General features: G+C 54.5%; 14 protein-coding genes and 2 tRNA genes. 6 read left to right on the top strand and 10 right to left on the bottom strand.

Going from position 1 to position 25308, the window contains the following annotated elements:
* Positions 1–99 precede the first annotated feature (99 nt).
* Complete coding sequence (gene hslU / locus ACUZ79_RS11210; protein ID WP_192111507.1) at positions 100–1413, top strand: ATP-dependent protease ATPase subunit HslU; 1314 nt, start codon at positions 100–102, stop codon at positions 1411–1413.
* A gap of 160 nt (positions 1414–1573) precedes the next feature.
* On the opposite strand, the gene ACUZ79_RS11205 is transcribed toward hslU, so the two are convergent.
* Positions 1574–1649, bottom strand: a tRNA-Lys gene (locus ACUZ79_RS11205).
* A 497-nt stretch (positions 1650–2146) separates the two neighbouring features.
* Here ACUZ79_RS11205 and ACUZ79_RS11200 point away from each other — a divergent pair.
* The 5 genes from ACUZ79_RS11200 (at position 2147) to ACUZ79_RS11180 (ending at position 5561) form a co-directional block, all read left to right on the top strand.
* A tRNA-Leu gene (locus tag ACUZ79_RS11200) sits at positions 2147–2233 on the top strand.
* A 175-nt stretch (positions 2234–2408) separates the two neighbouring features.
* Positions 2409–3056 carry a hypothetical protein gene (locus tag ACUZ79_RS11195; RefSeq protein WP_256267551.1) on the top strand — a complete coding sequence of 216 codons (648 nt, stop codon included), beginning with the start codon at positions 2409–2411 and terminating at the stop codon, positions 3054–3056.
* Positions 3057–3216: 160 nt separating this feature from the next.
* Positions 3217–3501 (top strand): hypothetical protein, encoded by a 285-nt coding sequence (locus ACUZ79_RS11190; RefSeq protein ID WP_449251649.1) that lies wholly within the window; start codon positions 3217–3219, stop codon positions 3499–3501.
* Between the two features lie 54 nt (positions 3502–3555).
* Positions 3556–4296, top strand: a complete 741-nt coding sequence (locus ACUZ79_RS11185) for a hypothetical protein (RefSeq protein ID WP_449251648.1) — start codon at positions 3556–3558, stop codon at positions 4294–4296.
* A gap of 29 nt (positions 4297–4325) precedes the next feature.
* Positions 4326–5561, top strand: coding sequence for an ISL3 family transposase (locus ACUZ79_RS11180; RefSeq protein WP_096152604.1), 1236 nt, complete (start codon positions 4326–4328; stop codon positions 5559–5561).
* 789 nt (positions 5562–6350) lie between these two features.
* Here ACUZ79_RS11180 and ACUZ79_RS11175 read toward each other — a convergent pair.
* The 9 genes from ACUZ79_RS11175 to ACUZ79_RS11135 form a co-directional block, all read right to left on the bottom strand.
* On the bottom strand, positions 6351–17294 hold the full coding sequence (locus ACUZ79_RS11175) for a PLxRFG domain-containing protein (RefSeq protein ID WP_449251647.1): 10944 nt from the start codon (positions 17292–17294) through the stop codon (positions 6351–6353).
* A 24-nt stretch (positions 17295–17318) separates the two neighbouring features.
* A complete protein-coding gene (locus ACUZ79_RS11170; protein WP_449251646.1) occupies positions 17319–19004 on the bottom strand; it encodes a hypothetical protein in 1686 nt (561 codons plus the stop codon).
* Positions 19005–19013: 9 nt separating this feature from the next.
* Positions 19014–19910: a hypothetical protein gene (locus ACUZ79_RS11165; protein WP_449251645.1), complete on the bottom strand. Its 897-nt coding sequence runs from the start codon at positions 19908–19910 to the stop codon at positions 19014–19016.
* Between the two features lie 85 nt (positions 19911–19995).
* Entirely contained in the window at positions 19996–20661 is a 666-nt protein-coding gene (locus ACUZ79_RS11160; protein ID WP_449251644.1) for a hypothetical protein, read from the bottom strand.
* Between the two features lie 3 nt (positions 20662–20664).
* Positions 20665–21213 carry a hypothetical protein gene (locus ACUZ79_RS11155; protein WP_308586267.1) on the bottom strand — a complete coding sequence of 183 codons (549 nt, stop codon included), beginning with the start codon at positions 21211–21213 and terminating at the stop codon, positions 20665–20667.
* Positions 21203–21820, bottom strand: a complete 618-nt coding sequence (locus ACUZ79_RS11150; protein WP_308586269.1) for a hypothetical protein — start codon at positions 21818–21820, stop codon at positions 21203–21205. Before ACUZ79_RS11150 ends, ACUZ79_RS11155 begins: the two co-directional genes overlap by 11 nt.
* Complete coding sequence (locus ACUZ79_RS11145; protein WP_449251643.1) at positions 21810–23594, bottom strand: hypothetical protein; 1785 nt, start codon at positions 23592–23594, stop codon at positions 21810–21812. The genes ACUZ79_RS11150 and ACUZ79_RS11145 overlap by 11 nt, the downstream gene beginning before the upstream one ends.
* Positions 23594–23995, bottom strand: a complete 402-nt coding sequence (locus ACUZ79_RS11140) for a hypothetical protein (RefSeq protein WP_449251642.1) — start codon at positions 23993–23995, stop codon at positions 23594–23596. Before ACUZ79_RS11140 ends, ACUZ79_RS11145 begins: the two co-directional genes overlap by 1 nt.
* Positions 23992–25041: a reverse transcriptase/maturase family protein gene (locus ACUZ79_RS11135; protein WP_308586277.1), complete on the bottom strand. Its 1050-nt coding sequence runs from the start codon at positions 25039–25041 to the stop codon at positions 23992–23994. The genes ACUZ79_RS11140 and ACUZ79_RS11135 overlap by 4 nt, the downstream gene beginning before the upstream one ends.
* Positions 25042–25308 lie beyond the last annotated feature (267 nt).

Below are 25308 nucleotides of genomic sequence, written 5' to 3'. Positions count from 1 at the left end.
GTACGCTGCTGCGGTGGAGAAAACCTTGTGTGCCTCCATTGCCATGTGCGCGGCAATGCCTATATTTACATAAGAATGTGCCTACAGCAGGAGAATTTGATGAGTACTTTGACACCTCGCGGCATAGTTGCCGAGCTTGATAAATTTGTGGTGGGACAGGAACAGGCCAAGCGCATGGTTGCCGTGGCGGTGCGCAACCGCTGGCGGCGGCAGCACCTTGCGCCGGAGTTGCGTGATGAGGTTTCGCCCAAGAATATCATTATGATGGGCCCCACGGGCGTAGGCAAGACGGAAATTGCCCGCCGCCTGGCCAAGCTCTCAGGAGCGCCCTTTGTAAAGGTTGAAGCCACCAAGTTCACGGAAGTGGGCTATGTGGGGCGCGATGTGGAATCCATGGTGCGCGACCTCATGGAAATAGGCATCAACCTTGTGCGCGATGAGGAAAATGCCCGTGTGCGCAAGGCTGCCGAGGCTGCTGCTGAATCACGCCTTATGGATTTGCTGTTGCCCAGTTCTTTTGGGTCGGAAGAGCGCGCCTCCACGCGCGAAAAGCTTTTGCAGCAATTCCGCCTTGGCTTTCTGGATGACCGGGAAGTGGAAGTGGAAGTGACCGAGCAGGGCGGCGGCAGTGTTGATCTGTTTGCCATCCCCGGTATGGAGCAGATGGGCGGACAGGTTAAGGACATGTTCAGCAAGGCCTTTCCGCCCAAGCACAGCCGCCGCAAAATGAAGGTGCGCAATGCCTTTGCCGTGCTTGTGCAGGAAGAATCTGGCAGGCTTGTGGATCAGGAAGCCCTGGTGGACAAGGCCCGCGAAAGGGTAGAGCAGACGGGCATCATCTTTATTGATGAAATCGACAAGATCGCCAGCTCCTCGCAAAACCGCACGTCAGACATTTCGCGCGAGGGCGTGCAGCGCGACCTGCTGCCCATTGTGGAAGGCAGTGCGGTCAACACCAAGTATGGCATGATCCGCACGGATCACATCCTGTTTATTGCGGCGGGCGCTTTCCATTTCAGCAAGCCATCGGACATGATACCCGAATTGCAGGGACGTTTTCCCTTGCGGGTGGAATTGCAGCCTCTGGGCAGGGAAGAGTTTTTGCGCATCCTCAAGGAGCCGGACAATGCCCTGACCAAGCAGTACGAAGCATTGCTGGGTACGGAGCAGATTCGCCTGAGCTTTACGGATGACGGGCTGGAAGAAATCGCGGCCTTTGCCGAGGACACCAATACCCGCACGGAAAATATCGGCGCGCGGCGGCTCTATACCATCATGGAAAAAATTCTGGCTGACATATCCTTTGACGCGCCTGAAATGCCCGGTGCGCAGGTGGTGGTCAACAAGGCCTATGTGGAAGAGCATTTGCAGGATGTGCGCGACGATCAGGACTTGAGCCAGTATATTCTGTAAGCGCTCGGCCTGTGCGCTGCTTGGGTGCATGACAGCGGAAGCAGAGCATAAGAAATCAGAGCATTGAAGATCAAAAAACCGGCCACTGGCCGGTTTTTTTGTAACTGCTGATAGAACAAAAGAAAAAAGGTTCGCGGTGTAACCGCGAACCTGGATTTTCTGGTGGGCCATCAGGGACTCGAACCCCGAACCAACTGATTAAGAGTCAGCTGCTCTACCAATTGAGCTAATGACCCGCATTGCGTGAAGAGGTGTTTACGCAAATGGGGGGCAAGTGTCAAGCAGATGCGATTTTTTTTGTAAAATTATTTTTCGAGTCAGGCCATTACCTGTAAATGTCAATGCGGCAGAATCGGTGGAATTCAGCTCTGGGCGGGGAAATTTCACGTTGTGAACTCAAAGGAAAGTTTTTTGGCCTGCGCGGCATGGCAATACCGCCACAGGTGACTTCATCGTGAATCCGCTCAGTAAAATTACATAGCCTGATTGGTGAGCCTGACAGAAGTGTGCATAACAAAGCCGTGATTCTGATTTACCGAAGCGCAGTCTGTTACATTGGCTCCAAATCAAAGACGGCAGGCCGGGAGTGGGAGCCGCATGGTGCGGTGTCGAGCTGCTTTTGGCCTAATCAGAGAGGCAACACTGCTGAGGGCTTGACGAATCGGCGTACCTTGGGCTACAAAGCCACTCACGCCATGCATATGCGGCATTGCCCATGTGCCTTGGCTAGTCTGCCGGGATGGTGGAATTGGTAGACGCAGCGGACTCAAAATCCGCCGAGGGCAACCTCTTGCGAGTTCAAGTCTCGCTCCCGGTACCAAGTTAAATCAAGGGTTTGTGAAGATGGCTCAAGGCCGCTCACAAACCCTTTTTTGCGTCTTTTTGTCGTTTATCCCGCTCCTATCCCGCCCCTCTCAGGTTTGTTTTGTGTATTCCAGTGCTGGTCTAAGAACTATTTTGTTGACAAAATAGTTCTTAGACCATAGCTTTGACCCATGGCAAAAACTAAACACAAAATAGCATTCGCTTACCAGCTCCTGGAAACGTGGCTCAATCTTAATGAGCCTATTGAATCCATTATTCAAATTTCTGGTTTTGAGCCTTCTCCACTTTTTGCTCTGGGATGCCCCAATATAGCTGTAAGGGGATTGGCGAATACGCGACTTTGCTTGTCAGAGGATGACCGTAGGGGCGCCTTCTTGAAGTGCAAAAAACCTTATGGCTACCAAAAATTTTGCGCAGTATATGTGATACCTGGCGAGAAGAAATTTGAACTTGGAAGGGATATTCTTGAAAGATGTAGGAAGCGACATGAGTTCTTTTTCTCATGGGCCATCAGAAATTGTAGTCTTCCACAGCAAGATTTTAATAATATTGTTGAACAGAATCATTCCATTGGATTTCGAGTGGAAGGATTGCATGCTATTCCGTCCGTGCTGGCGATTTCGTCTCCGATGAGTATTCAAGAGTATATAGAAGTAAATTACATTTTGACGCCAGCTTGGGATATTTCTAATCGGCTTTTCTTGTTAATGAGAATCTGTCCAATCTGTGGAAGAATTTTTTATGGAAAAACTCAAAAAGCAGTATTTTGTTCCACAAAATGTAGATTGCTAGATTATAGGCAGAAAAAAAGAACATAAAAAAACCCGGCATCCATGAAGAGAGGCCGGGCTTGCGCAGGGGAAACCGCGCCAACGGTTTCGGCCTGACTGACGTATCAAGCTCAGTTTGCCACATCCCCTTTTCTTTCGCAAGCCTCCTCCAAACACTGGTCGCCTGACATATTGGCGTCTTTAACATGTGCCTGAATTTAAGGCGCATCTCGCTTCACGTGCAAAAATGGTGTGGCTTATGACTACTATGCTAATTGAACAATACTATGCAACATTGCCTGAATCATTTCCAGGAAAGATGATTGACTGCTTGACAAGTAATGTATTGCGTTGGCGTACGATTCAGAATCGTAGATCACGCGGAGAAATTCCCGCTCAATGCTTCATTAAAGTATCGCCTCGTAAGGTTATTATTTTGCGCGATGCTTTTTTGAAATGGCTTGATGCGGACATGAAACGTGCCAATCGTTAGTACAAGATCTATTAAAACTGCAAATGAAAATTTTTAAGCTTGGGAGGCAGGTTCATGCCTGCCTCCCTTGGAGGAATTATGTTCCAATATACTCCGCGTTATCCAAAGGCATTCGGCCATCCTGCCTGGAAGCTGTATGGCTCTGTAAATGATGCGCTTCTGCAAGACTTATTTTGGCGTAAAGTTCAGACAGACCCCGATCTTGTGGCAAGATTGGCAAAAATTCTTGATCCTAATGCAACGCAAGAAAACGAAGATATTTTTCTATCTGATAATACTGCTATTTCTTTGCATCCTGAAAGCTTCGGTGCATATTCTACAATAAGAAACCGCTTTTTGAATTACCTGCATGGAAATAGTGAAGATAAAAAAATTATTTCCGAAGCAGAAGAATATTCAGCCGGGGGTGGATTATATCTTGGCCCACTTTTCCGCCAGAAATGGGGGTGGCTTCCAGAAAATATCTGTTCGAATATCATCAGGGAAATAGAGTTGCCTCTGACCAAAGAAGATCGTTGTCTCTTCAATAGAAAAGCTTGTCACAACAGCGTGCTGATGACGGACATAGACAAGCAGCATGCGCAACAGACTATTAAAAATTTTCCGATAAATTTTGGATTCAAACAATTTAGAGTGTATTGGTACTCCACAGAGAATGGAAGTACAGCGTTTGGTATTGTGTATTTTTTTAATGAATCAGGAATGGTTGCTAAGCTTCCCATATCGGCTTGGCAGCGTGCTGGTAACTCTACTGGCAATGTTGTTGGCTCTTCCGGGTTTTCCGTGGGTAGCTGATCTGCTAATGTCCTTCCCGGAGGGCACCAATGAAGGATACGGACCTATATTTTCGGATTCTCGGGCTGACCGAGCCCTGGTTTGTTGAGGCTGTTGAACTGGACACGGCGGAAGGTCGGGTAGACATCCGCGTGGAGCATGGTCCTGGTGTTCGCTGGTTTTGCCCTACTTGTGGTCGAGAGCTGGCTTGCCGCGACCATGCCGAGCCTCGTGTCTGGCGCCATCTGGACACGTGCCAGTTCAAGACGTTCCTGCATGCTCGGATTCCCCGAGTGGACTGCCCCGAGCATGGCGTCCTTCAGGTCAACGTGCCTTGGGCCGAGTCCAAGGCACGTTTCACCATATTGATGGAGCGATTGATCATCGACGTGCTGACCGAGTGCGCCACCGTAACAGGAGCGCGGCGCATCCTGCGCATCACCTGGGACGAAGCATGGGGTGTCATGGAAAGGGCGGTGCGCCGGGGCCGGGAGCGCAAGCAATCGAATCCCTCGCGGTATCTTGGCGTTGACGAGAAGGCATTCCGCAAGGGGCACGACTATGTGACCGTGGTTTGTGATCTGATCGGCAGCACGGTGGAGTATGTGGCCGACGAGCGTAAGGCCGAAAGCCTTGAGGGGTACTACCTTCAGTTCACCAAGGCGCAGTTGGAGCGGATCAAGGCCGTGGCCATGGACATGTGGGAGCCCTATTTTAAAGCTACGCTCAAACATGTGCCGGACGCGGCGGGGAAAATCGTTCACGATCGGTTCCACGTCATGAAACACGTAGGCGAGGCTGTGGACCGGGTACGCAAGCAAGAGCACCGCGAACTCACAAGTCAGGATGACCATCGACTCAAGGGCACGAAATTCCTCTGGCTATACCGGGAGGAGAATCTGCCGGACAAACACCGGCCAGCCCTGGAGGCCTTGAAGACAGCGAACCTCAAGGTGGCCAAGGCCTGGGCCATGAAGGAAAGCCTGAACGACGTCTGGAAGTACCTGAGCACGGGATGGGCCAGACGTTTTGTGAAGCGATGGCTGGTCTGGGTGAACAGGTCAGATCTTGCCCCAATGCGCAAAGTGGGCGGACTGATTCAGAGACATCTTGAGAACATCCTGACCTTCTGCCGCCACAGGATCACCAACGGCGTGGCCGAGGGCCTCAACAGCAAGATCATGGCCATCAAGAGGAAGGCTTGCGGTTATAGGAACCGGGAGCATTTCAAGACAGCCATCTACTTCTTCTGTGGCGGTCTAAACCTCTACCCGGCCAGTTCCTGACAGGGGTTACCCACGGAAAACCCGGAAGAACCTTTTAGGTAAAGGAAGGCAGGAAGCTTGGCAGGGGAGAGGTGATTATTGGGGGCATACTTGCACATAGTCGGAACTCCTGTGACCCAGTGAGTGCCCCAAAAGGGCATCTGCAAAGGGGAATGGGGTCACCAACTACGGAAAGCTTATCAAGCGATAGAAAAAGAAAAAGGAATTGAGCTTGTTAGCTCAATTCCTAAATTCGTGGTGCCGAGGGCGGGACTCGAACCCGCACGAGAACAAAGCCCCAGCGCATAGGCTTTAAAATCAACGGTTTAATCTTCCGTTAAGTTCATTTTAAGCCCACACTTTGACACCAAGTCCCACACACAGGCCCACACACTTTTCCCGCCATCAATCCCACCTCGTCCATGTCTGGCTTTAAATCACCAACTTGAATTTTCCGTTCTCTATTCTGATCTTGCCACTGGCAACCAACTGCTGAACTGTCCTTGGAATGCAACCAGGATTTACGTCCAGTTGCATGAGGAGCAACCTTTCATACCGTTTTAGCAACGCCTGCGCCCGTTGCTGCGCCTTATGCGTTGATGATCTCGCAAAGGTCAGTGTGACATTTTTTGAACCGTCTGTACTCACCTCAAGATGGGGGTATGCCCCAAGCGCTGCGAGCTTCACGAGAGGGTCAATCATTGTTGCCATGAAGCAAAAGCTAAATGATCCTGCAAAAAAAGCAAAGGCCGGAGGCGTTGTGTCCCCCGGCCCCAAATTGACAGATTTCGCAATTTGGCAATGTTGCGTTTAGTTCCAAGACGCCTGCAGCCGTGCCTTTTCGCGCAGGTTCTTTGGCGTCGGCCTGTTCTCGCGCCTGCGTGCCTTCACCCTGCGAATAACTTCTTTGGGTGCAATGAGCATATTGGGCTTGCCCTCTTCCTTCATGCGGCTGTTCCAGTCTTTGAGGTCCTTGAGCATTTCCTTTCTGCCCGCCGGGTCCCCGGTATCGACTGTTTTCAGCGCCATGGCCGTAAGGTCATCAAGCTTGTCGTCGCGCACCTGTTTCGAATGCTGCGATGCGGCATACGCATCATAGCTCTTTGTGCTACTGACTGGCTGGAATCCAAGAGCCTTGCCTATGGCCTCGCTTGACGAAAGCTTGCGCGCACCTGGCGTGCCAGGGTCATTGATTGGCCGTCCAGACATGGTTGTTTGCCCATGGGTGTACAGCCGCCAAGCCTGCATGCCGCTCTTGAAGGCAACAGGCATAGCCTCTTCAACCATTCTCCAGGTATTTCCTTTGCTGTGGGCATCAATCATCTTGGAGGGCTTTTCGATCAGTAAATCGTATGGGATGCCGATTATATCCCCAATGCTCTGGGTAAGCACTTCCTTGGGCGTTTTGCCCTTGGCAAGGCCGTTTGTGATTGGCGTTTCCATTTTGAGCGAGCCGCCAATGTTCACCCCGGCCATGGCGGGCGTTCCGTAACACACAACATCCCGCAGCAAGTTGTTCTTGGGCAGCCAGGAGCGAAGCTTTTCCGTCCAGTCGTCATCGTCGCCGGTGGCAGCCTGGCACAAGGCCATAATGGTTGCGTAGAAGGGCAGGGCGGTAACGCCGCCAAGGGCCATTGTGGCCCCTATGCTCTTCGCCACAAACGCAGCGCCTTCTTTGCCTTGCGATTCCAGCGCCCATGCCCACATGGCAATCATGTTGTGTGTGAACGTGCGGAACGTATAGAGCGAAGCCATTGACCGCCCGGCAGTATTGCTGCGCATGAACTCTGGCAGGTTGGACTTGCCGTACACAAAGTGGGCATCTCGCACTACATCCGTGGCAAATTCTTTCGCCTGGTCATAATTCGCCTGTTCGCCCCTGACACCATACTTCTCTTTTGCCTGCTGCTTGAGCTTGCCGCTGCGCGCAGCGCGGAAGGCGGCCAAGGCCAAGCTGGCCCGGTTAAATCGTTCCACTTCGCTCATGGGCAGGCCCAATGCCTTAGTGAACTTGTTCCAGAGGGTAGCCCCGGTGAAGCCCTGCAAATGCCCGCGCACTTCTTCCATGAAAGCGTCAGTGATCACGCTTTCTCCGTAAAGTTCATGCACGAGCTTTGCTTCCTCGTCCGAAAGGCCTTTACCCTTGCTGCCTGTCACTCGGTCAATGATTGCCTTTTGCGCGCCATCGAGCCAGAGGCGGCCGCCGCCGGTTACATCCATCTGCAAGCGCGGCACACCCACTACAAGGTTCTGGGTGGCGTTCACAAACGCAGTTTTGATTGAGCCGCCAAGATACCAGGCAAAGGCAACAGACTTGATATTGCCGGTGATCCTGTCTACGCGATCAGAGTTGCGCAGCATGTCTTTGACGTATTGAGCCGTGTACTTCCAAAGGTTCGGAGTGCGCCGCGCATCAATGCCCGACAACGCCTCGCTGAAATCCTTTGCGGCCTCCATCTTGGTAAGCCAGCCATTCAGGCCGGATTTGTAGTCGTAGAGCACCCGCGTGATGTCCTCACGCTCAAAGCCAGGCACACCCTTTCGCTGTATGCCGTGCGCGCCCCAGCCGCGCGCCTTGAGCACATCGGCTACACCGGACGTGAGCAGTTCATTGATTTCGGCAGCGCGCTCCTTGTCCGCAATCTTCGATGTTGCCGCACGGATGATTTGCTCCATAGCCTCAGTGTCAATTGGTGCTCCAAGAATTTCATCTGGAAGGCGGTCATTTTTTCCGTCAGTCCAGCTGGCACCAGGGTAATTTTCTTTTTGTTCTGCAGCGATCATGGCGGCACGCTGTTTTGCAGCCTGTGTGTTCAGCGCATCAAAGTGCTGTCGGAAAACAACTTCATCACCGATCTTCGCCTGAATGAAGTAGTTCCCATAGCGGTGGTGGGGGAAATAGTTCGGCACATGGCCAATGCTTTGCCGGAACTCCCTGATTGCATCGTCGCTCATTTCAGACATATTGGCCATGCGGTTATGAGCCCGCACCAAGTCCTCATCAAGGCTCTTGCGAATTTCAAGCATTGCGTCCTTGGCAGCCTTTGTGCCTTCCAGGCCGCCGAGCCATTTCTTGTACTCCCGATAAAATTCAGGGTTCACAGAAATTAATTCTCGCCCGTTGGCCAGAGTTTCCTTGGTGACAAACTTGTCAACGCCGGAAGCGTCAATCTGCCATGCGTCGCGGCCCTCATGCTCCCAAAGCAGCTTTTTCAGGCTGTCCATGTCGGCAGGCTTGAGTCTGTCCTTGCCGAAAATGCTCGGCGCGGTTTCAAGGCTTTCCTTGAGCGCGGATGACCGATCATCCAAGCGTTGCAACTGCCGTTCATAGACTTTGGCAAAGGCCGGCGCTTTTTTGGCAATCCAATGCGGCAGATTAAAAATGCTCTGCATCAAGCTCAAGTCATCCTTCTTGAACATATGGTGAATCTCTGGTGCGTCAGCAATCTTTGCGGCCTGCATGCCAGTAAGGCCGAGAATGTCTTTCAGTGAAAGGGATGCCAATTCAACGCCATCGTTGCCTTCCTTTGACATCGACGCTGGCGCAGCCGCCTGTTCAAACGGCCCGGCCTTCTGGGTGATGCCGGAAGATTCCCCGTCAATCACATGGCGTCCGAGTGCGGAGAGCAGGGCATCAATGTTGTCCAGGTTCATAGCCCCTTCGCGCCCAGAAACGGCGCGAACGAGGCTATTCCATGCACGGCCCAAGGCGGCAACAATCCTGCGCCAAAGATTACCCTCGGCATGCTCCAGAAGCCCCTGCCCCTTCTTTTCTGCCAGGGCAGCAATGACTTCTTCCATAACCGTTTGACGGTCTTGCAAGCTTCTGGTGGGGGCCAAGCCGTAACGGCTGGCAATGTCCTTCACCATGCCGTTCTTCATGCCGCCAGCACCAAGCCAAAGCTGGTTAAGCACACGCCTTCTGGCATCAGCCGGAAGCAGCCCGCGCAGGCCATGGTGAACAATCTGTTCATGGGCCCACACCTCGGCCGCGCGCGTTGGATCACTGAGGTTGTCGGCCACCATCCAGACCACGCCAGAACGCGGATCAAAAACGCCCTCGACACTGTTTTTAGCGTCCGAATAACGCTCCCTGATCGAATATGGCAGTTCGTCAAAACTTTGCACTACACGCGACGTGGCCGCATTTTTTGCCACCTTCCCGATCTTGTCAGCAACGGCCTGCACATCTTCGAGACGCATACCCTTTTCCCCATCAACGGGTGGAAGGTATTCGCCAGGGTTCACCCTTGAGGCCATAAGGTCATTGTCGCTGTCAGCTTCATTGCTGATCACGCTGGCATCCTTTGACGCAGACAGGCCGAGTTCTTCATCAAGCTCTTTGCTTCTGGCCAGGGCAGCGTCAAGTTCTTCCTGTCTGTCGAATGCTTTATTATTGGAAAGCCACTTCATTGCTCCTTCAAGTTTGCGGTTTGCTCTGGATATGGCATCTTCCGTTGCAGCAATTCTGGTGGCGTTGTTTTCTGGGGATGCGCCTTTAACGATGCGCGTCACGGCTCCTTCAGAGGAGGTTGTTTCGCCGGTGCTGAACGAGGATTCTCCAGATAGGGAAAATTCGTAGCCCGTTGCCTTACGCCACATGGTAATGTCGAAACCGCCAGCCTTGCCCACAACTGCCCCGCTGGAAATACTCTTGTCTGAAACAATGCTGACGATCGCAGCTGCTGCATCTGTGGACTTCGTGTATTCTTTACCGCGCAGGGTAAGCGCAAAGTTCTTCCCCGTAAGCGTTGCCGCCAGGGCTGAATCCTTCTTTTCCGCTGCAAGCATGCTCGTCAGTGTGCCGAGGCGCGATTTTGCTTCAGCTACCTCGCGTCCCTTGGACCACTGGTTGCGATCAAATTCACGCTTCAACACGGTCAACCTGGATATGGTGTTGTCCAGGCCAACCTTTTCAAGGATGCGCTTATCGCCGGTGGCTGCGGCCTTTGCCTCCGCTGCGGAAAGCTCGGAAACGCTGATATCGTCCATATCTCGCTCGGTGACACCGCTGCGCATGGATGTGGCCACAAAGCGCGCCTTCGATTCCAGCAATTGCCACATATAGGCATCAAAGCTGTTCTCGGTCACATAGGTGTATATCTGCACCTCTTTGTTCTTGTTACCCTGGCGCAGAATTCGCCCTTCACGCTGTTCAACTGCCGACGGTTTCCACGGTGCGTCCAGATGGTGCAGAGCCACAAGTCGCTCCTGCACGTTCGTTCCCTCGCCCATCTTGGCGGTCGAACCAAGAAGCACCCGCACCTTGCCCGCCCGCACGTCTTTAAAAAGCTGGGCCTTTGCCTTGTCGCCGTTGAAGTCATGAATGAAGGCAATTTCGTCTGCAGGAACACCCATGTCGACGAGGTTTTTCTTGATCTCGTCATAGACGCTGAATGAACCGCGCGATGTGGCGGCCAGCAAATCATCGGGGCTTGCCTCTGGCTTGGCAGTTTCGCCGTCCTGATCTTGGCTTTCCGTCTCCTTCAGACCTTTGACCTTCTGCTTCGATGGCACAGAGAGGTCGCAGAAAACCATCTGGGCAAGACGGTCTTTCGAAGTGGCTTTCCAGATGTCGTAGATGTTGTCAGTTGCGCGCGCCACTTTGCCATTGGGGTCAGCAGGGAGCGTGTCGTCAATCAGGCGCATGTCCAGGGCCGCAAGGCGACCTTCGCTTGTAACCTTGAGCATGTTGTCTTCGCGCGGGTCAACGGAACCACCGCGAATTCTTTCGGCCCTGGCCACAAGCTCATCGACGTAGTTTGTGAGGGTTTCAGACGGCTTTACAGACACAACTTCAGGCTTTCCGCCCTTGAGGTCAGGAAGCGGCAGGTCGAGGTCTTCCTTGGTCTTCACGTCAGCAAAGCTGCGGAACATGGTCAAAAGTTCCGGCACGTTTGTGAAGCGTGAGAAGCGGGTATTCTCGCGGAAGTTTCGCCCGTCGGGCGATATCTCCATGCCGGTGACGGTGCGCCCAAACTGACGCGCCCATGAGTCGAACATTTCCAGGCCGGATTCGCGCAACAGGTGCGGAGCCACATACCTGGTCATGGTGTACATTTCGGCCACGGTATTGGAGATTGGCGTGCCGGTGGCAAACACAAGGCTCCTGCCAGGGTGCAGTTCGTCGAGGTATTGCGTCTTCAGAAGCATGTCCTCAGCGCGCTGGGAATGACTATTGGGCAAACCGGCAATGCGCTGCATCCGAGTGACGTAGCTCAGGTTCTTGAAGTTGTGACCTTCATCAACAAACATGAAGTCCACGCCAAGCTCTTCAAAATTAACCTGATTGTCCTTGGCATTTTTCCCGTCTTCAAGCAGCGTGCGAAGCTTTTCTTCCAGGCGCATTTTCTGCTTTTCAAGCTGCTTAACAAGCCTGTTTTCAGAACGCCCGCGCCCGGCCTTCTTTTCTTCGTTCTCGGCGCGTAGGGCAGATTCATACTGCTCAATCTGGTCGCGGATGTGCTTTTCTTTCCGCTCCACAGAAACAGGAATGCGGCCATAGGATGAATGAGTCATGACCACGGCGTCCCAATTGCCAGTTGCTATACGGCTCACAAACTTGCGGCGCTTCTCCTTTTGCAGGTCAGCCTTGGACGCAACGAGGATGTTTGCGGCTGGATAGGCCTGCAAAAATTCGCGCGACCACTGCTCAAGCATGTGGTTGGGAACGACGTAGAGCGGCTTGTTGATCATCCCAAGACGCTTCATTTCCATGCCTGCGGCAATCATTTCATAAGTTTTACCCGCGCCTACAGCGTGGGCCACAAGCGTATTGCCCTTCTGAATAATCCTCCACACGGCGCTTTTCTGGTGCGGACGCAGGGCAAAGTGTTTCCCCTCTATGGTGTCGGCAATGCCAGGCAACACCAAGTGAGAACCATCTGCTTCATAAAGGCGCATGGCGTTGTAGGTGTCGTTGTAGATGCGGGCCAGTTCCCCAGCGCGCTTTTCATCCTCAAGAATCCAGCGCGAAAACTCTTCACGCAATTTTCGCTGCGCTTCGCGTGCGGCAATGGTGGCTTCCTTGTTTACGATCACGCCTTCCGAGGTTTCGATCAGGATTTTTGCCTGTCTCAGATTAAGAGAATCATTGAGCAGTTCCAGGGCGCTGCGCTCTGGCGTGCCATACTCATTGCTCAGGCCGCTTTTTTTGACGTTCAGCGACCACTGCGCCAGTTCCTTTGAATAGCGTGCAGATACGTCTGAAGGAGATATGCCAAGGACTTTTGCCGCAAATTCTTCAACGCGCGCCGAGGGAACCCATCCGGCGCCCAGATCAACGCGGATGTCCTGCGGTGGAACATCCTGCGGCTGCACGGCTTCAAGGGCCTTAACGTTCTCCTTGAACTTCTCGTCCTTTTCGGCGGCCTTCTTTGCCTCGGAGAGCTTTGTGCGGACGTTTCCAGAGAGATAGTCGTCGGCAGTTTCCCACTGGTTCCCCTTGGGGTTCTGGAAGATAGTTCCGTGCAAATCGTCAATAACGGCCTGCTCAGAAAGCCCCGTCATCTTCACAATGCCAGGAATATCAACCCGGCCTATATCCGCAAGCTGAGCGTGCAGGGCATCCTGCGGCGTCTCTGCGTGCTCAATAATCTTGGGTTCAGCGATTGTCCGGCGGGTGAAGATGTCGGCCTTTTCAGCCGTGGATTGAGCACCGTTTTTGCCCTTGGTGTAGTTGTTTTCCAGGGCCTGCAAGAGGGGAAAGTCAGGGTCTTCAGACATGGCAAGGCGGTTGGCGTTGTCATTTAAGAAGCCGTGCTGCCTCACAAATGCGTCGTAAGCGTCGTTGAGAGCCGTGCGGGAGTGCGCAATGCTGTCTTCGTCTCCGTTCATCTGCGCCCGCAGGTTTGAACGCAGGGCATCACGAACCCCGATCATCCCGGCAATACGCGCAGCTTTCTTCCCGTCAGCAGCATATGGCTTCAGTTCTCCGTCAGATACCTGAACAATGTTGCCTTTGCCATCCAGCAGTAGCTGGCCCTCTTTCGCGTCCTGCATCTGCACATTGGCAGTTGCTTTCTGATCCTCATGGCGCAGACCTTCACCAGAAAACACCCCTTCTGGGAGAGTTTTCAGCGCGTCACCCAAAGCGGCCGGCATGTCCCTGCCGTCATCCTTAAGCGCCGTCCTGCCTGGGTAGAGCTTATCGTCTGCCAGCTGCCCCAGCATCATTTCTGGGTGCGCAGAATAGTATTCGTTGTTCCGCAACGGCTTGCCCGTCTTCTCCGAAACAACGTCGGTATCAACCACATCCTTCCATGCGGGGCTGGTGTTGGTTTCACCCTCACCAAGGCGTTGCAAAAACAGAATGTCCGTTATCACGTCCGTGAGGGCATTCTTGCTGAATGATGTGCCTGGCAGGCGAATAGCGCCGAGCAGGCGCGCCTTGTCGGCGGCCAGCAGGCGCATATTCATGGAGCGTCCGCTGTTCAGCGAGCCGGAAGTGGTGATAAAGGCTACCACGCCGCCCGGGCGCACAAGGTCGAGCGCGCGAGTGATGAAATAGTCGTGGATGAAGAGATTGTGCTTCGCGTAGCGGGTGTCGTGCAGTTTGTAGTCACCGAAAGGCACATTGGATATGGCCAGGTCAAAGCTGCCATCGCGCAGCTTGGCGGTTTCAAATCCCTGCGAAAGAATGGTCTGCTTTGGATAAAGCTGCTTTGCGATCCGCGCGGTAATGCCATCAAGCTCAATACCGGTGACGTGGGACTTTTTGTAAACGTCATCGGGCATCAAGCCAATGAAATTGCCAACGCCCATAGAAGGCTCAAGGACTTTGCCGCCCTTGAAGCCCATGCGCTTGATGGCATCCCACATTGCCGTGATGATTTGCGGAGAGGTGTAGTGAGCGTTGGCAGTGGATCTGCGCGCTTCTTCAAACTCTTTTTGCGAAAGAAGTTCGCGCAATTCGGCGCGTCTGCGGGTCAGCGCAGGGTCGGCCTTGCCGCCTTCGGCAAACACTTCTGGAAGGCCACCCCAGCCAACATACCGGGCAAGGGTTTTCTGCTCGTCTTCGGTAGCCTGACGGCCAGACTGCTCAATTTCCTTGAGCGTGCGAATGGCAGAAAGATTGTCGTTGAATTTTGCGACCTTTCCACCTTCCCCAATATGGTCATCTGGGGAAATGCGATAATCTTTTACCCCTCGCGCCCCGGCTCCGCTTGCGGCCAAAAGTCCTGCATCGCCACTTCGCGCGCCGTCGGCCACGCCTCGGCCTCGCTCATTCCCTTGTCGATCAGCTTCTTCGCCGTATCGTCCCGCGTGCTTTCCGCGCTCGCTACCTGTTCCTGAATGAAGTCCGCGAGCGCCTTCGGCCCGTCGTCCGTCAGCCATTCCTTCACCTGGTTCGGCGTGTACTTCTTCATGTGATCCATCAGCTGGGTTTCCAACGGCTTCGTCAGGGTTGCGTACACCTGGTTCAGCTTTTCCTTCATTTCCGCGCGTTCTTCCTTCGTTTGCTTCTGCATGTTCGCCCTCCTTGGCATGGTTAGATTCTACCACGCCCGGCTGATCTTCGGAAGCAGTATTGACCTCTGAAAGCTGGCGAACTCGCTCCAACAGCTTTGAGTTTGGAAGCTTGCGGGCATCAGCCTGCTCTTCTTTGGGGAGTTGGCGAATGAGCTCTATGCGGCTTGGCTTTTTGCTCTCAGGCTCACTTGTGCCACCAGAAAGGCTTTTAACCTCGTCGTTGGTCAGGTACTCCTGCTTTCCGCTCTTATACAGCGCGTCAGGGCCATCAAACGTTATGCCATGGCCGGGGATAACACCAACGCTCTGCGAAACTCGCACGCCGCCGTCAGCATAAGAGCGCACTCCATTTTTGTCCTCGAACACTTGCTGCCCGCGGCTGTTCTTTCCAATTGGGCGCGAGTCATCTGCACGCCCTGCAGGCTGACTCTGCAGCGGCCGAGGCTTTGCTTTGGGGGCAGAATCGCCAATATGAACCACTTCAAGCCACGGACCTCTTGAATTTTGTTCTGCCTGCGGCTGACTGGTTAGCGTTTGCTGTGGGGCTGGTGCTGGCTGCGCAGGCGCAGCGCCTATGCCCTGCATTATTGGAGGCAAAGCCTGTGTCTTTTGCGGGGCCATTGCCTCCTGTGGAACAGCCTGCGGCGCGGGCATGCCAAGGGCATTGGCGGCGGCCGTGGTGTCTGAGCGCGGCGCGGCCTGTGTATTGCTGATTTGTGCCGACGTGGGCATTGCCTGGGGCTGAACTGGTGCGCTCTGCTGCGGCATGATGCCCAATCCCTGCATCATCTGCGGCTCAGACTTCGGCCCGTAGGCAAGCTGCGAGCGCCCGCCAGCCCACTGGCCCATGCCCGCAGATTGGGAAGTTTGTTCAGGGAGGGCAGGGCGAGGCGTATATGGGGTCGCAATGGGCTGACCTGCATAGTCAGTTGGCGGGGCAATGGGCGCGCGCCCGGTTTCTTCAGTACCCATGGCCATGGCCGCATTGCCCTGTGGGAGCGAAAGCAGGTCGACGTTTTCGCCCTGGTCAAGCGCAAGCTGAGCGGGTGAGCGCGCTTGGCGCTGGCCGTACTCTATAAGGGCCTCCTCGTCATCCCTGTTCCGCTCACGCTCTTCAAAGGCGCGCACAAAGGCCTCAGTATCGGCATGGTCAGCGTCGCTGAGAAAAGGCTTTGGCTGCTGGCCAGCTACAACGCCTGCGGCAATGGGCCCCCGGCCCGTATCTGTGCTGCCCATGGGAATTGAGCCGTCGCCCTGCGGCAAGGCAAATATCCCCTGCGCCATTGGCAATGCGGCTTGGTTCGTCAGTCCCGTTGTGCCTTGCCCCTGTTGCTGCGTCTGGTCGACATTATTTTCAACCTGTTGCGAACGTGCGCGCATGCGGTTGGCAAGCATGTCTGCACCTTTCTTGCCGCCAGCCATGAGCGTGGTCTGCCAGAACGTAGCAGGGCCGATTTCCTTGAACGCATCCCAGACGCCCGGCGCTGTGTCGCGCAAGCCCACATTGGCCTCTTCTTGGCCTTGTCCCATCTGGGTTGCTGTTTCTGTGGCAAGCTCTTCACCATACAGGCCGCCAATCCTCTTGATGCCCTGGCCCACGCTGCCGCGCAACAGGCCCTTTCCAAGCGGGCCGAGAATTTTTGCCATAAAGAGGTTGCTCAGGGCTTCCGGGCCTGCTTCCCATGCACCGTAGCGCGTTGCCTCGCCGTCAAACTCTGTGGCGATCTTGTCCCACTCGTCCTGTGTTGGCAGGCGGCCAAGAACCTTTTCCGTCTCGCCAAGCATTTGCTGCAAAAACTGCTGCTTTGTTGCCCTGTATGCCATGGCGCCAGAGGCGGCCATGCCTGCTGCGCCAGCGGCAATCGGCCCGGCAGGGGAAGCCAGGGCCGCAGCGCCGAGGCTTGCACCCATTGTTCCCATGGAATAGCCCATGGAATTCATGGCATCGGTTACGCCCTCAAAGGCCTTGCCATCATACTTTTTACCGTAGTCTGCGCGCTCTTGCTCGCGTGCCTGGCGCGCGCGGATGGCATCAGTATCGGTAACATCCACATCGCCGCCATGGTAGGCATCCCTGAGCGTATCAGCTATCTGGCCTGGCAGCATGGTTGCACCTTCAGCAATTGCCTGGGCAGAACTGCCAATCTTGCTCATAAGTCCAGGTTCTTCTTCCTGCTGCTGCGCCTGCTGGCCGCCGAACTGGCTGAAGTCTGTCCCGTCGAAATCAAGCAGGTAATCGCCTGTATTGGTCTTCGTAGGCCGTGGGGCCTTTTGTTTGGGCATGTCGATATCTCCTTTGAAATTCGATTACCTGTTGAAATGCTGCCGCCATTTTTGACTTTCTGTCTGCCCAAACGGTGACGGCCTGAGGCCAATGCCACTCAGCATGCCTTGGCCGCGAACATTGTCGCCCTCAACAAGAGCGCCGCTGTTAATGCCCAGCCCCGGCAGCCCAACAATTTCCGTTGGGTAATCGCCGCTCTCGGCGAGTGCCTGTCGAGTATTTGCCTGGCGCTCTAGATTGTCGCGGTAATTTCCGCTAAGCGTTGCAGGCGCGCCGCCTGAACCGCCGTTTCGCGCTTCCTGCGCGTTTCCCTGCAACCCAAGGCCTAGAACTTCCTGTATCCTTCCTTGGGCTTTGGGGTTCTGTTGCTGAGGCTGCTGGGCTGGTGCTTGTTGCGCGGCCTGCGGAGACTGTCCTTGCTGCCCATTAGAAGTGGGCCTTGAAAGCAGAGACATTGTGGCCCGTTCTGCCTGCTCGCGGGTTGCACCTAATTTCATGGCGCGCTTCACGTTTTCATCGAAAACGTAAATCGCTTGAGTTGGTGATAGCCCCTTACTGCGGACAAATTGCTCAAGAAATGCGGCCTTGCCATAATCTACAGTTTTTTCGCCCATCTCATTTTCAGAGGTGGCATACTTCTGCAGCATGCTCATGTCGCCCTGCGTCAGAGAATAACCGCCGCCTTCCCCAGCGGCCCCGCCTTTTGCACCCCCCTTACCCTTTGGGGGGGCAAAGGGTGACAAACCATATTTCATGACACCGTCATACCCATCGAAAACGCCAAGGCTTTGCCCGTCATGCCCGAATGCAAAAACCTTTGAATTTTCTGTGTAGGCATAAGGGTTGTCTTTCGTTGGAATAGGGTTTTGGATGCGCGCAAACCCACCAACGTTTCCGTTTTTATCATACAACGGAATAAGCTTCCGTGGATCAGTGCGGTTATCAGCGTTTCCGTTATCTGTTGCCAGAAGGTTGCGCACAACGGATAGATTAAAATCCCTGTTAACTGGCAACAGTTCTCCAGTCAGCCCCCTTGCTATAACTTGCTCGCCGCGCAATACGCTATTTACTTGTCCTATGGCTTCTTGCGGTGTCATCAGCCTGCCGGTGTCCGTCCAGCCACCTTTTTCATCGGAGCGAAACAAAACCTTGAAATTCCCGCTTTGATCTGGTTCGAGCTTGTATGGCAGCGGGGACTGTTCTGAAAGCTGTTTCATAAGTGGCATGAACTGCTGCATATCACCGTTTTGGTAGGCCTTCGCCACGCCTGAGGCTTGGATTCGCCAGTCTTGGTATATTTTGTCGGCCACGGCATCGGCGTTTTGCATCATTTCAAGACGGCCTTTTTCGTTGTTTGCCCTATCCTTCATGAATTGACCGATTGCCGTGCTATGCCAAACATTTGTATCCAACTGTTGAACCGCACTCATGCCGCCTTCACGGTATGCTTTATCAACATCATCGTAGGCATTTTTAAGTTTATGATTATCCCAGAGGTTAGTCGCCGTTTTAGCGGCGTCCGCAAGACCATCAAGACCTTTACCAACATAGGCGACTGCGGCAGCGCCTTTGTATATATCATCGAGGACGCTCGTATCTTTTTCTGTGCGTGTTCCTGTTTGCTTGGTTTGCGCAGCGGCTGCCTGTGTCGCACCATTCATGGCAGATTGGGCCAATTCAGCTGTATTGCTTGGCTTGTAAAGAGGCATGACAATCTCCTAGAGGAAAAAAGACGCAAGGACGCCGACGCCAGCGCCAATAAGCGTTCCGACGCCTGGAACCACCGAGCCAGCCGTTGCGCCAGCAGCAGCGCCGCCAGCCGCCCCGGCACCAGCGCCCGCTGCCGTACCTGCTGCGGCACCACCAGCAGCGCCTGCGGCAACGCCAGCCCCTGCACCGGCTGCTGTGGTGGCCGCCGTGGTCGCTGCGGATGTCGCAGCTGCGGTTGCGGCTGTTCCAGCCACTGTTCCTGCAGACGCGCCGAGGCCGCTGCTTACCGCAGACCCCGCTAGACCGCCGAGATAGCTGCCGCCGAGACTGCCAGCAATGCCGCCAATCTTCCCGCCAGTGTCGCCGCCGATGGCCTTACCAAGCTCACGCCCCGCGAGGCCACCACCAACACCGCCAGCGAGAGAGCCAGCGGTAGAAGCCCAGGGGTACGCCGCGCTGCTTGATGCGGCAGATGCGCCAGATGATGCCCCGCCTTCTGTGGCGGTAGTGCCAGCAGCAGGCGTACCAGCAATGCCCTGCATTGCCTGCTGTGATCCTGCCGTAATGCCTTCCTGTGCTGTTGCTCCAGTTGCTGCCGATGTTGCGTCCGTGGCCGCTGCATGCGCCCCTGTCTGAAGCTGTACGCTGGGAGCGACAGCATCCGCGGCTTGTTGAGCTTGAACAGCACCCCCAGCAGGAGCAGCGCCAGACCCAGCGTTTGCGGCCTGTGAAGCCGCATCGGGGGTACCCCATTTTGATTGCAAAAAATCATATCCCTTGCTGCCGTACTTCCATGCCTGCTCACCGGCACCAAGCAAAGATAGGCCTGTCATGCCCATCTGTCCGGCTGACGGAGAGGATGCCTCGACTTCAGTGCGGGGCCCTTCCTTCGTTTGCGATGCCATGGTGCTGCTCGCTTGGCCCATGGCCTTTTGGCCCATCGAATAAGGATTTTCTGGTCTATATAAAGGCATAATTGCACCTCACGGATTAGCTTTTCAGCAGGTTAATGCCCTGCAACACGCCGCCAGTGGCATTGTACGACGCAGCGCTTTTCAGCCGGTCATAGTTTTCCTGTTCCGCGCCAACCCTGGCTTGCGTCCGCGCGCCAGCAAGCTGTGCTGCCTGCGTGGTTTGCTGTGCAGCAGCAATGCCCTGGTACCTGCCGGAATTGGGATTTACCCCAAGCCTTGCCTGCGCCCTGTTGCTGGCTGCAGTGGTGTCCTTCCATGCGTTGGCCGCATCCGCTGTTGCCAGAGCCATGCGCTCATTGACATCAACGCCGGTTGTGGATGCCGTCAAAAACTTCTGGGCGGCTTCCGTCTGCTGCGGCAGCAGTTGCGTGGCAGAAGTAAGAGCCTGCTTGTAGAGATTCGTTTCCATAGGCAGCGTTTCAAGGTTTGCCTGCGCCTGCGCGATCTCATACGGCTTGGTGTATGTAGACCACATATTATAATAATCGCGCGCCCATGTTTGCTGTTCTTCTGAAAGGGCGGCCATGCGCGAGTTATACGCATAGTCCACAGTGTTGGTTGTTGAACTGCCACCACCGCTGCCGCCGCCGCACTGAGAAACGACTCCGTCATACTCAAAAGATTCTTCGTGCATGACCGCCATGGTTTCCATGTCGATTTCTACTCTGGTGTATATCTTCATGAATTATGCCTCTGCGCCAATGATTTCTCGCGTGGCAACGGTGAGCACCGCGTCAATGCTTTCACCGCGTTCAGCGTCGAACAACGCCTTTGGGATCACGCCAATTTTTGAAGCCCCGCAAGCAACCGCACCGCGCCATGCGAGCGGGTTGTTTATGGGCGTCAGGCCCATCACGCAGTCAAACAGGAAACCCATTCCGTCACTGTATGAAAGAAGCTGCCTGTAAACTTGCTTTCCGAATTGGCGTGCATTGCCCCAAGCTTCTTTGAAAAACACAACATGCCCGATGCACGATTTTGCTGCGAAGGCGTCGTACCAAGCGAAGCCAATGAGGCGATCTCCATCCATAAGCAGATAAGGGAGGGTGCCATTCCTGAGAACGAGGGCTACAAACGCATCAACGTTCCTATTGTGCATCCCGTAAAGTGTTGATTTGAGCAGGTTTTCGTCTTCCATCCGCATGTAAACGCAACGAACTACAAGCTCGCTGTTACTGTCGAGATAGTTCAGGTATTGCATGAAGAAATCTTTGCACACGTCGTTATTGCTCATTCGCATTCCCCAGTGCCAGCCAAGCAAAACTGCCCGCGGCTGTGAATTTCCATTCGCCTGTTCCCTTTCCATCCATATCCAAAATTTCTTGGAGCCCAGTTGCCCCGAATGCCCCTGTCGTTGCCTGGGGCTGGCTTACGGAAGAAAGCATTATCCATGGCTTTGAAAGCCATTTACCAGGTATCAGCACTTCCTCTCCGTCAACGGCTTCCCCATCAACCACCGTCGGCAGTACGCCATCGGCAATCTTTTCTGCGGTAATGCACATCCCGGCCAGGGCCATGGTTCCCACCGCGCCTGCGGCGAGGGCTCTGCCAGTTACGGAGCTTGCGGAAAGCTTCGTGTCTGTGACCGCGCCGTCCGTAATCTTTGCCGATGTAATGGCATTATCCGCTATGTGCTGGGTAAGGATCGCTCCCTGACCAATGCTGGCAGTGGCAGTGCCGGTTGATACCGAGCCGTCTGAAACGCGCACCGCTCTAGACTCGTCAGACCCGCGCACCATGCCTGATAGGCGTAAGACAATGCTTTGCAGCGATTGCAGGTAGTTCGTAAGTGTGCGGTCAAGCCCACGCGGGACGGCCGGTATTCCGCGATCAGTTGCCATATTCGACCCCCTCAACACTCCCGCCAATCCGAACTTCATAGGCGGTTGCAGTCCCAGTGAGCTCTAGGCTCCATACTTTTTCAGCGCGCCCAGTTGGAAGGCGTTTCGCCCTGCTGTCAGAAACCTTCATGCGCGCACGAGGTCTGTTCTCGTTTGGGCCAAACAGGGATGCGCGGACAGAAGCGCCGGCAGAAAAGTCACCTTCAATACGGATAACGGACATGCACAGGAGCGAGGAGGTAAAGAAAGGCTTTGAGCGCCATGTGTATGTCATGGGCGCGCCAGCCTCTAGCTGGTAGATTTGGCTCCCGTCTTTGGTGTCCACGGCCAGGTAAACGGCATCGTCCTCTGAATGGTGGTAAACGGCGCGGACCTTCCAATCTTCTGGGAGTTCAACGCGCACCAAATCCTTTGCGCCGACGCTGATAAGCATCCCCGTATTCGTCCCAGAAAAGAAAGCGACATACCGCCCGTCATGCACAGTTCCCATAAGGTTCTCAGGGTGCATTGCTTGCCATTGGTCGCGGGTGAAGGTCTGAGCAGTAAGAAGGCTCTGGTCGCTGCTGGTGAACAGCATGAGGCCATCAGGGCTTGCATACACAACGCCGCCAGGCAGGCTGCCAACGCTTCCCGCTGACACACAACTTTGTTCAATGGGAAGGTGAGTGAATTGCAGGCTTTCAGGTTCTGAGCCTGTTGCCAGGTACGGCCGCCCGGTGGTCAGCACGACAATCGTGCCATCGACATGCCCAAGGGCCACAATGGGGTCCTCGGTTGTTAGTCGGTAGCTCTCTGGGAAGACATATCCATAGAACGGTTCAGAAATAAGAAGCTCATTCCCGCGAAATGCCGCGTAGATGCCGTTGTCAGTCTTGATAAGGCCGCGCGCGTCATCGGGTATCGCGTCCCATGTCGTTGTGGCCATAACGTCAGTGGAGATGTCCACGTCATTTACCGTGTCCACATGGGATGTGACGGGCAGTGGAAGCTCAACTAGGAAATGAAACTCGCTCGTCGTGGTGCCGGATACCGTGCGGTAAATGCGGATGTGGGTAATGGACAGACCTTCAAGCTCTGGGATTTCAAAGCCGCTCACGGTCACGCCATCACCGTCAAGTACATCAACCACTGCGGATGCTGGTGAAGGTGCTGATTCTTGCTGGAAAACCCCGTCTGCAAGGGATTGGACAATCGTGTAGCAGTAAGCGGATGAACGGGCTATGCCGCTATCCGTCGATGTTGTGTCCTCAACTGTTTCAGCCGTAACAGCCACGCTCACGTTGTCTTCCTGAACGGTCGAAAGGGTGTCTTCATACCCGTAACGTGGCGGTATTTCTGATTCTGAGTTTGCGCCAAAGGCATAACAGGCGACGGTAGCATCTGCCGCGCCCTTGGTTACGGCCACAGACGGCGCCTTGCCAGGCCTGGGAATGCCGAGGCGGTGTATCTTGCCACCGCTCATGTATTGCGTCGGGTAGGCCCTGTCGCCGGTTATAAAGAGATGGCCAAGAGGGGTTTCACCGGATATATCCGTCACGGCAGACTTGACCACATCGACTGCACCGGGCCATGACAGCCAACCGTCCTGGGCATGCTTGAAGATTGTTTTAGAACTGGCGCTCAAGCCTGCGACCTCCACCGGGCCGCGCAAGGCTTCAAGGGCTCCGCGTTGCAATTGGCAGTTAACGGCAACTGATGCCTGCGTGTCCTCAAGCAGCCTTGGGGCCGTGCGGGGTATCTCGCCGCCAAAAGTTGGTATTGTGATAGTGGCCATTAGCTTGATCCGTAGTTGGTATTGCTGCCAGTTCCGAGATTGTTGATTCTGTCTTCAAGGCTTGAGATACGACTGCTCAATGAGCCAAGGCCTGCAATTGACAATGCACACGCAACGCTTGCAGATCCATCGAAGCTCACGCTTCCAGAAACATCACCCGAGAACGTGATCTTCACTTGGTTCTTGAGCCTTCCCGCTGCGTCCGCTGATTTCGCGTGCGTTGCCTCTGTCACTTCTTCTGCCAGGGTGCCGTCCAAATTTCGTATTACGTCAAGCCTGCGCCATTCAGTCCATTCGCCGTTGGGTGCTGACCGCGCCCATATCTGCTGATTGCTGGTGCTTATCCGCACTTGAACTGGAACCTTGTCGTCACCGACAAAGTGAAGCCCGTAAAAAATCATTCTGCACCTCCACCGCGCTGCAAAACTAATTCGTCGAGAACTCCCTTTACGGTTCTCGAGGCCTTGCAGTGCTTTGTGTATCCAACAAAAGAGGCGACCCTTGACCTTACCTGCGCCACGTCCATCCTTCCTTCGGCATAAAGTTTCCTGATCTCTTTGAATTTTCTGCGAGTCCGCTTGATATTTCGCTTTCGCGGGAGGCGGTACGATACCCAGTGGCGATACCCGGCGAAGTCAATTCCGTGCGACGCAGGGAAGATGCTCGTCTTAGGGTTGAACTGAAGCTTCAACCGCTCCCAAAGAACAGAGCCGATAAGTGTTTGGAGATCGTGAAGGTGGCGCTTGTCGGTATGCAGGATGATGAAATCATCCATATACCTGACGTAGAAACGAACGCCGAGCTCGTCCTTGACGTAGTGATCCAGAACGTCCAGGTAGGCGTTTGCGAAAAGTTGGCTTGTCAGTGCACCGATAGGTAGGCCGCGCTGCTCAAACCCATTGTCTTTGACAATTTTCTCTATGAGCCATAACGCGCCCTCGTCGCCCACTGTGCGCTTCAAAACGCCAAGGAGGATGTCGTGGTCAATGTTCGGGAAATACTTCCGCACATCGGCCTTGAGAGCGTAAATTTTACGCCCAGACTTTCTCGTTTCAGACGTTGAAGCCCTGAGAAAATCAGTAAGCCGGTCACTGGCCGACAAATTACCAAGCCCCTTGCGGCAAGCGTAGCTATCATTGATGAATCTGCGCTCAAATGCCGGGCCTATAACCCGCACGAGCGCATGGTGCACAACGCGATCCCCAAACTGGGGGGCTTGAATGAGGCGTGGCTTTGGATCGTTGGATATGAACTCGCGCCATGGGCCAGGCCGCCAAGTCCTGTGGAGGAGTCTGCCTTGAATATCGAGTAGATTCTCTTCAACGCTGCCGCTGAATTTGAGGACAGACGGAAGGAACCTCTTTCCGCGCCGTGCATCCTCCCAGGCAGCAACGAGATTGTCGAAGCAGGTTATGCGCGGCCAGATGTCCCTGATTGTCTTTGGCATACGTTCATACCCCTTGAGGGTGTGGCAGGCCGCTTTTGCAGCAGCTACTTGCCGCCTGCCACGGTTTTGTTCTTTTCCCGGCTTACCGAGAAGGACAGCGGCCCCAAATAAAGCACTGGATGAATACCCTTGGGCATTCGCCTTCTGGCTTGTGGGCTATATTTGCGAGGCGGCACCCGATGTTCGTGTTCGAGTTGGAAGCAACGTTGTTGAAGTTGCAGTAGAACAGGCCTGCGGCTGAACCATTGTCCCAGTTGCCGCCGGATG

The organism is Desulfovibrio faecalis, from assembly GCF_053570625.1.
Note: the sequence above shows the minus strand (reverse complement) of the source record. Positions and strands in the feature narration are given on the sequence as shown.

Coding starts and splice junctions, on each gene's coding strand:
- hslU (WP_192111507.1), top strand. CDS start 100: ATGAGTACTTTGACACCTCGCGGCATAGTTGCCGAGCTTGATAAATTT.
- ACUZ79_RS11195 (WP_256267551.1), top strand. CDS start 2,409: ATGGCAAAAACTAAACACAAAATAGCATTCGCTTACCAGCTCCTGGAA.
- ACUZ79_RS11185 (WP_449251648.1), top strand. CDS start 3,556: ATGCCTGCCTCCCTTGGAGGAATTATGTTCCAATATACTCCGCGTTAT.
- ACUZ79_RS11180 (WP_096152604.1), top strand. CDS start 4,326: ATGAAGGATACGGACCTATATTTTCGGATTCTCGGGCTGACCGAGCCC.
- ACUZ79_RS11175 (WP_449251647.1), bottom strand. CDS start 17,294: ATGCCCAAACAAAAGGCCCCACGGCCTACGAAGACCAATACAGGCGAT.
- ACUZ79_RS11170 (WP_449251646.1), bottom strand. CDS start 19,004: ATGCCTCTTTACAAGCCAAGCAATACAGCTGAATTGGCCCAATCTGCC.
- ACUZ79_RS11165 (WP_449251645.1), bottom strand. CDS start 19,910: ATGGCATCGCAAACGAAGGAAGGGCCCCGCACTGAAGTCGAGGCATCC.
- ACUZ79_RS11160 (WP_449251644.1), bottom strand. CDS start 20,661: ATGAAGATATACACCAGAGTAGAAATCGACATGGAAACCATGGCGGTC.
- ACUZ79_RS11155 (WP_308586267.1), bottom strand. CDS start 21,213: ATGAGCAATAACGACGTGTGCAAAGATTTCTTCATGCAATACCTGAAC.
- ACUZ79_RS11150 (WP_308586269.1), bottom strand. CDS start 21,820: ATGGCAACTGATCGCGGAATACCGGCCGTCCCGCGTGGGCTTGACCGC.
- ACUZ79_RS11145 (WP_449251643.1), bottom strand. CDS start 23,594: ATGGCCACTATCACAATACCAACTTTTGGCGGCGAGATACCCCGCACG.
- ACUZ79_RS11140 (WP_449251642.1), bottom strand. CDS start 23,995: ATGATTTTTTACGGGCTTCACTTTGTCGGTGACGACAAGGTTCCAGTT.
- ACUZ79_RS11135 (WP_308586277.1), bottom strand. CDS start 25,041: ATGCCAAAGACAATCAGGGACATCTGGCCGCGCATAACCTGCTTCGAC.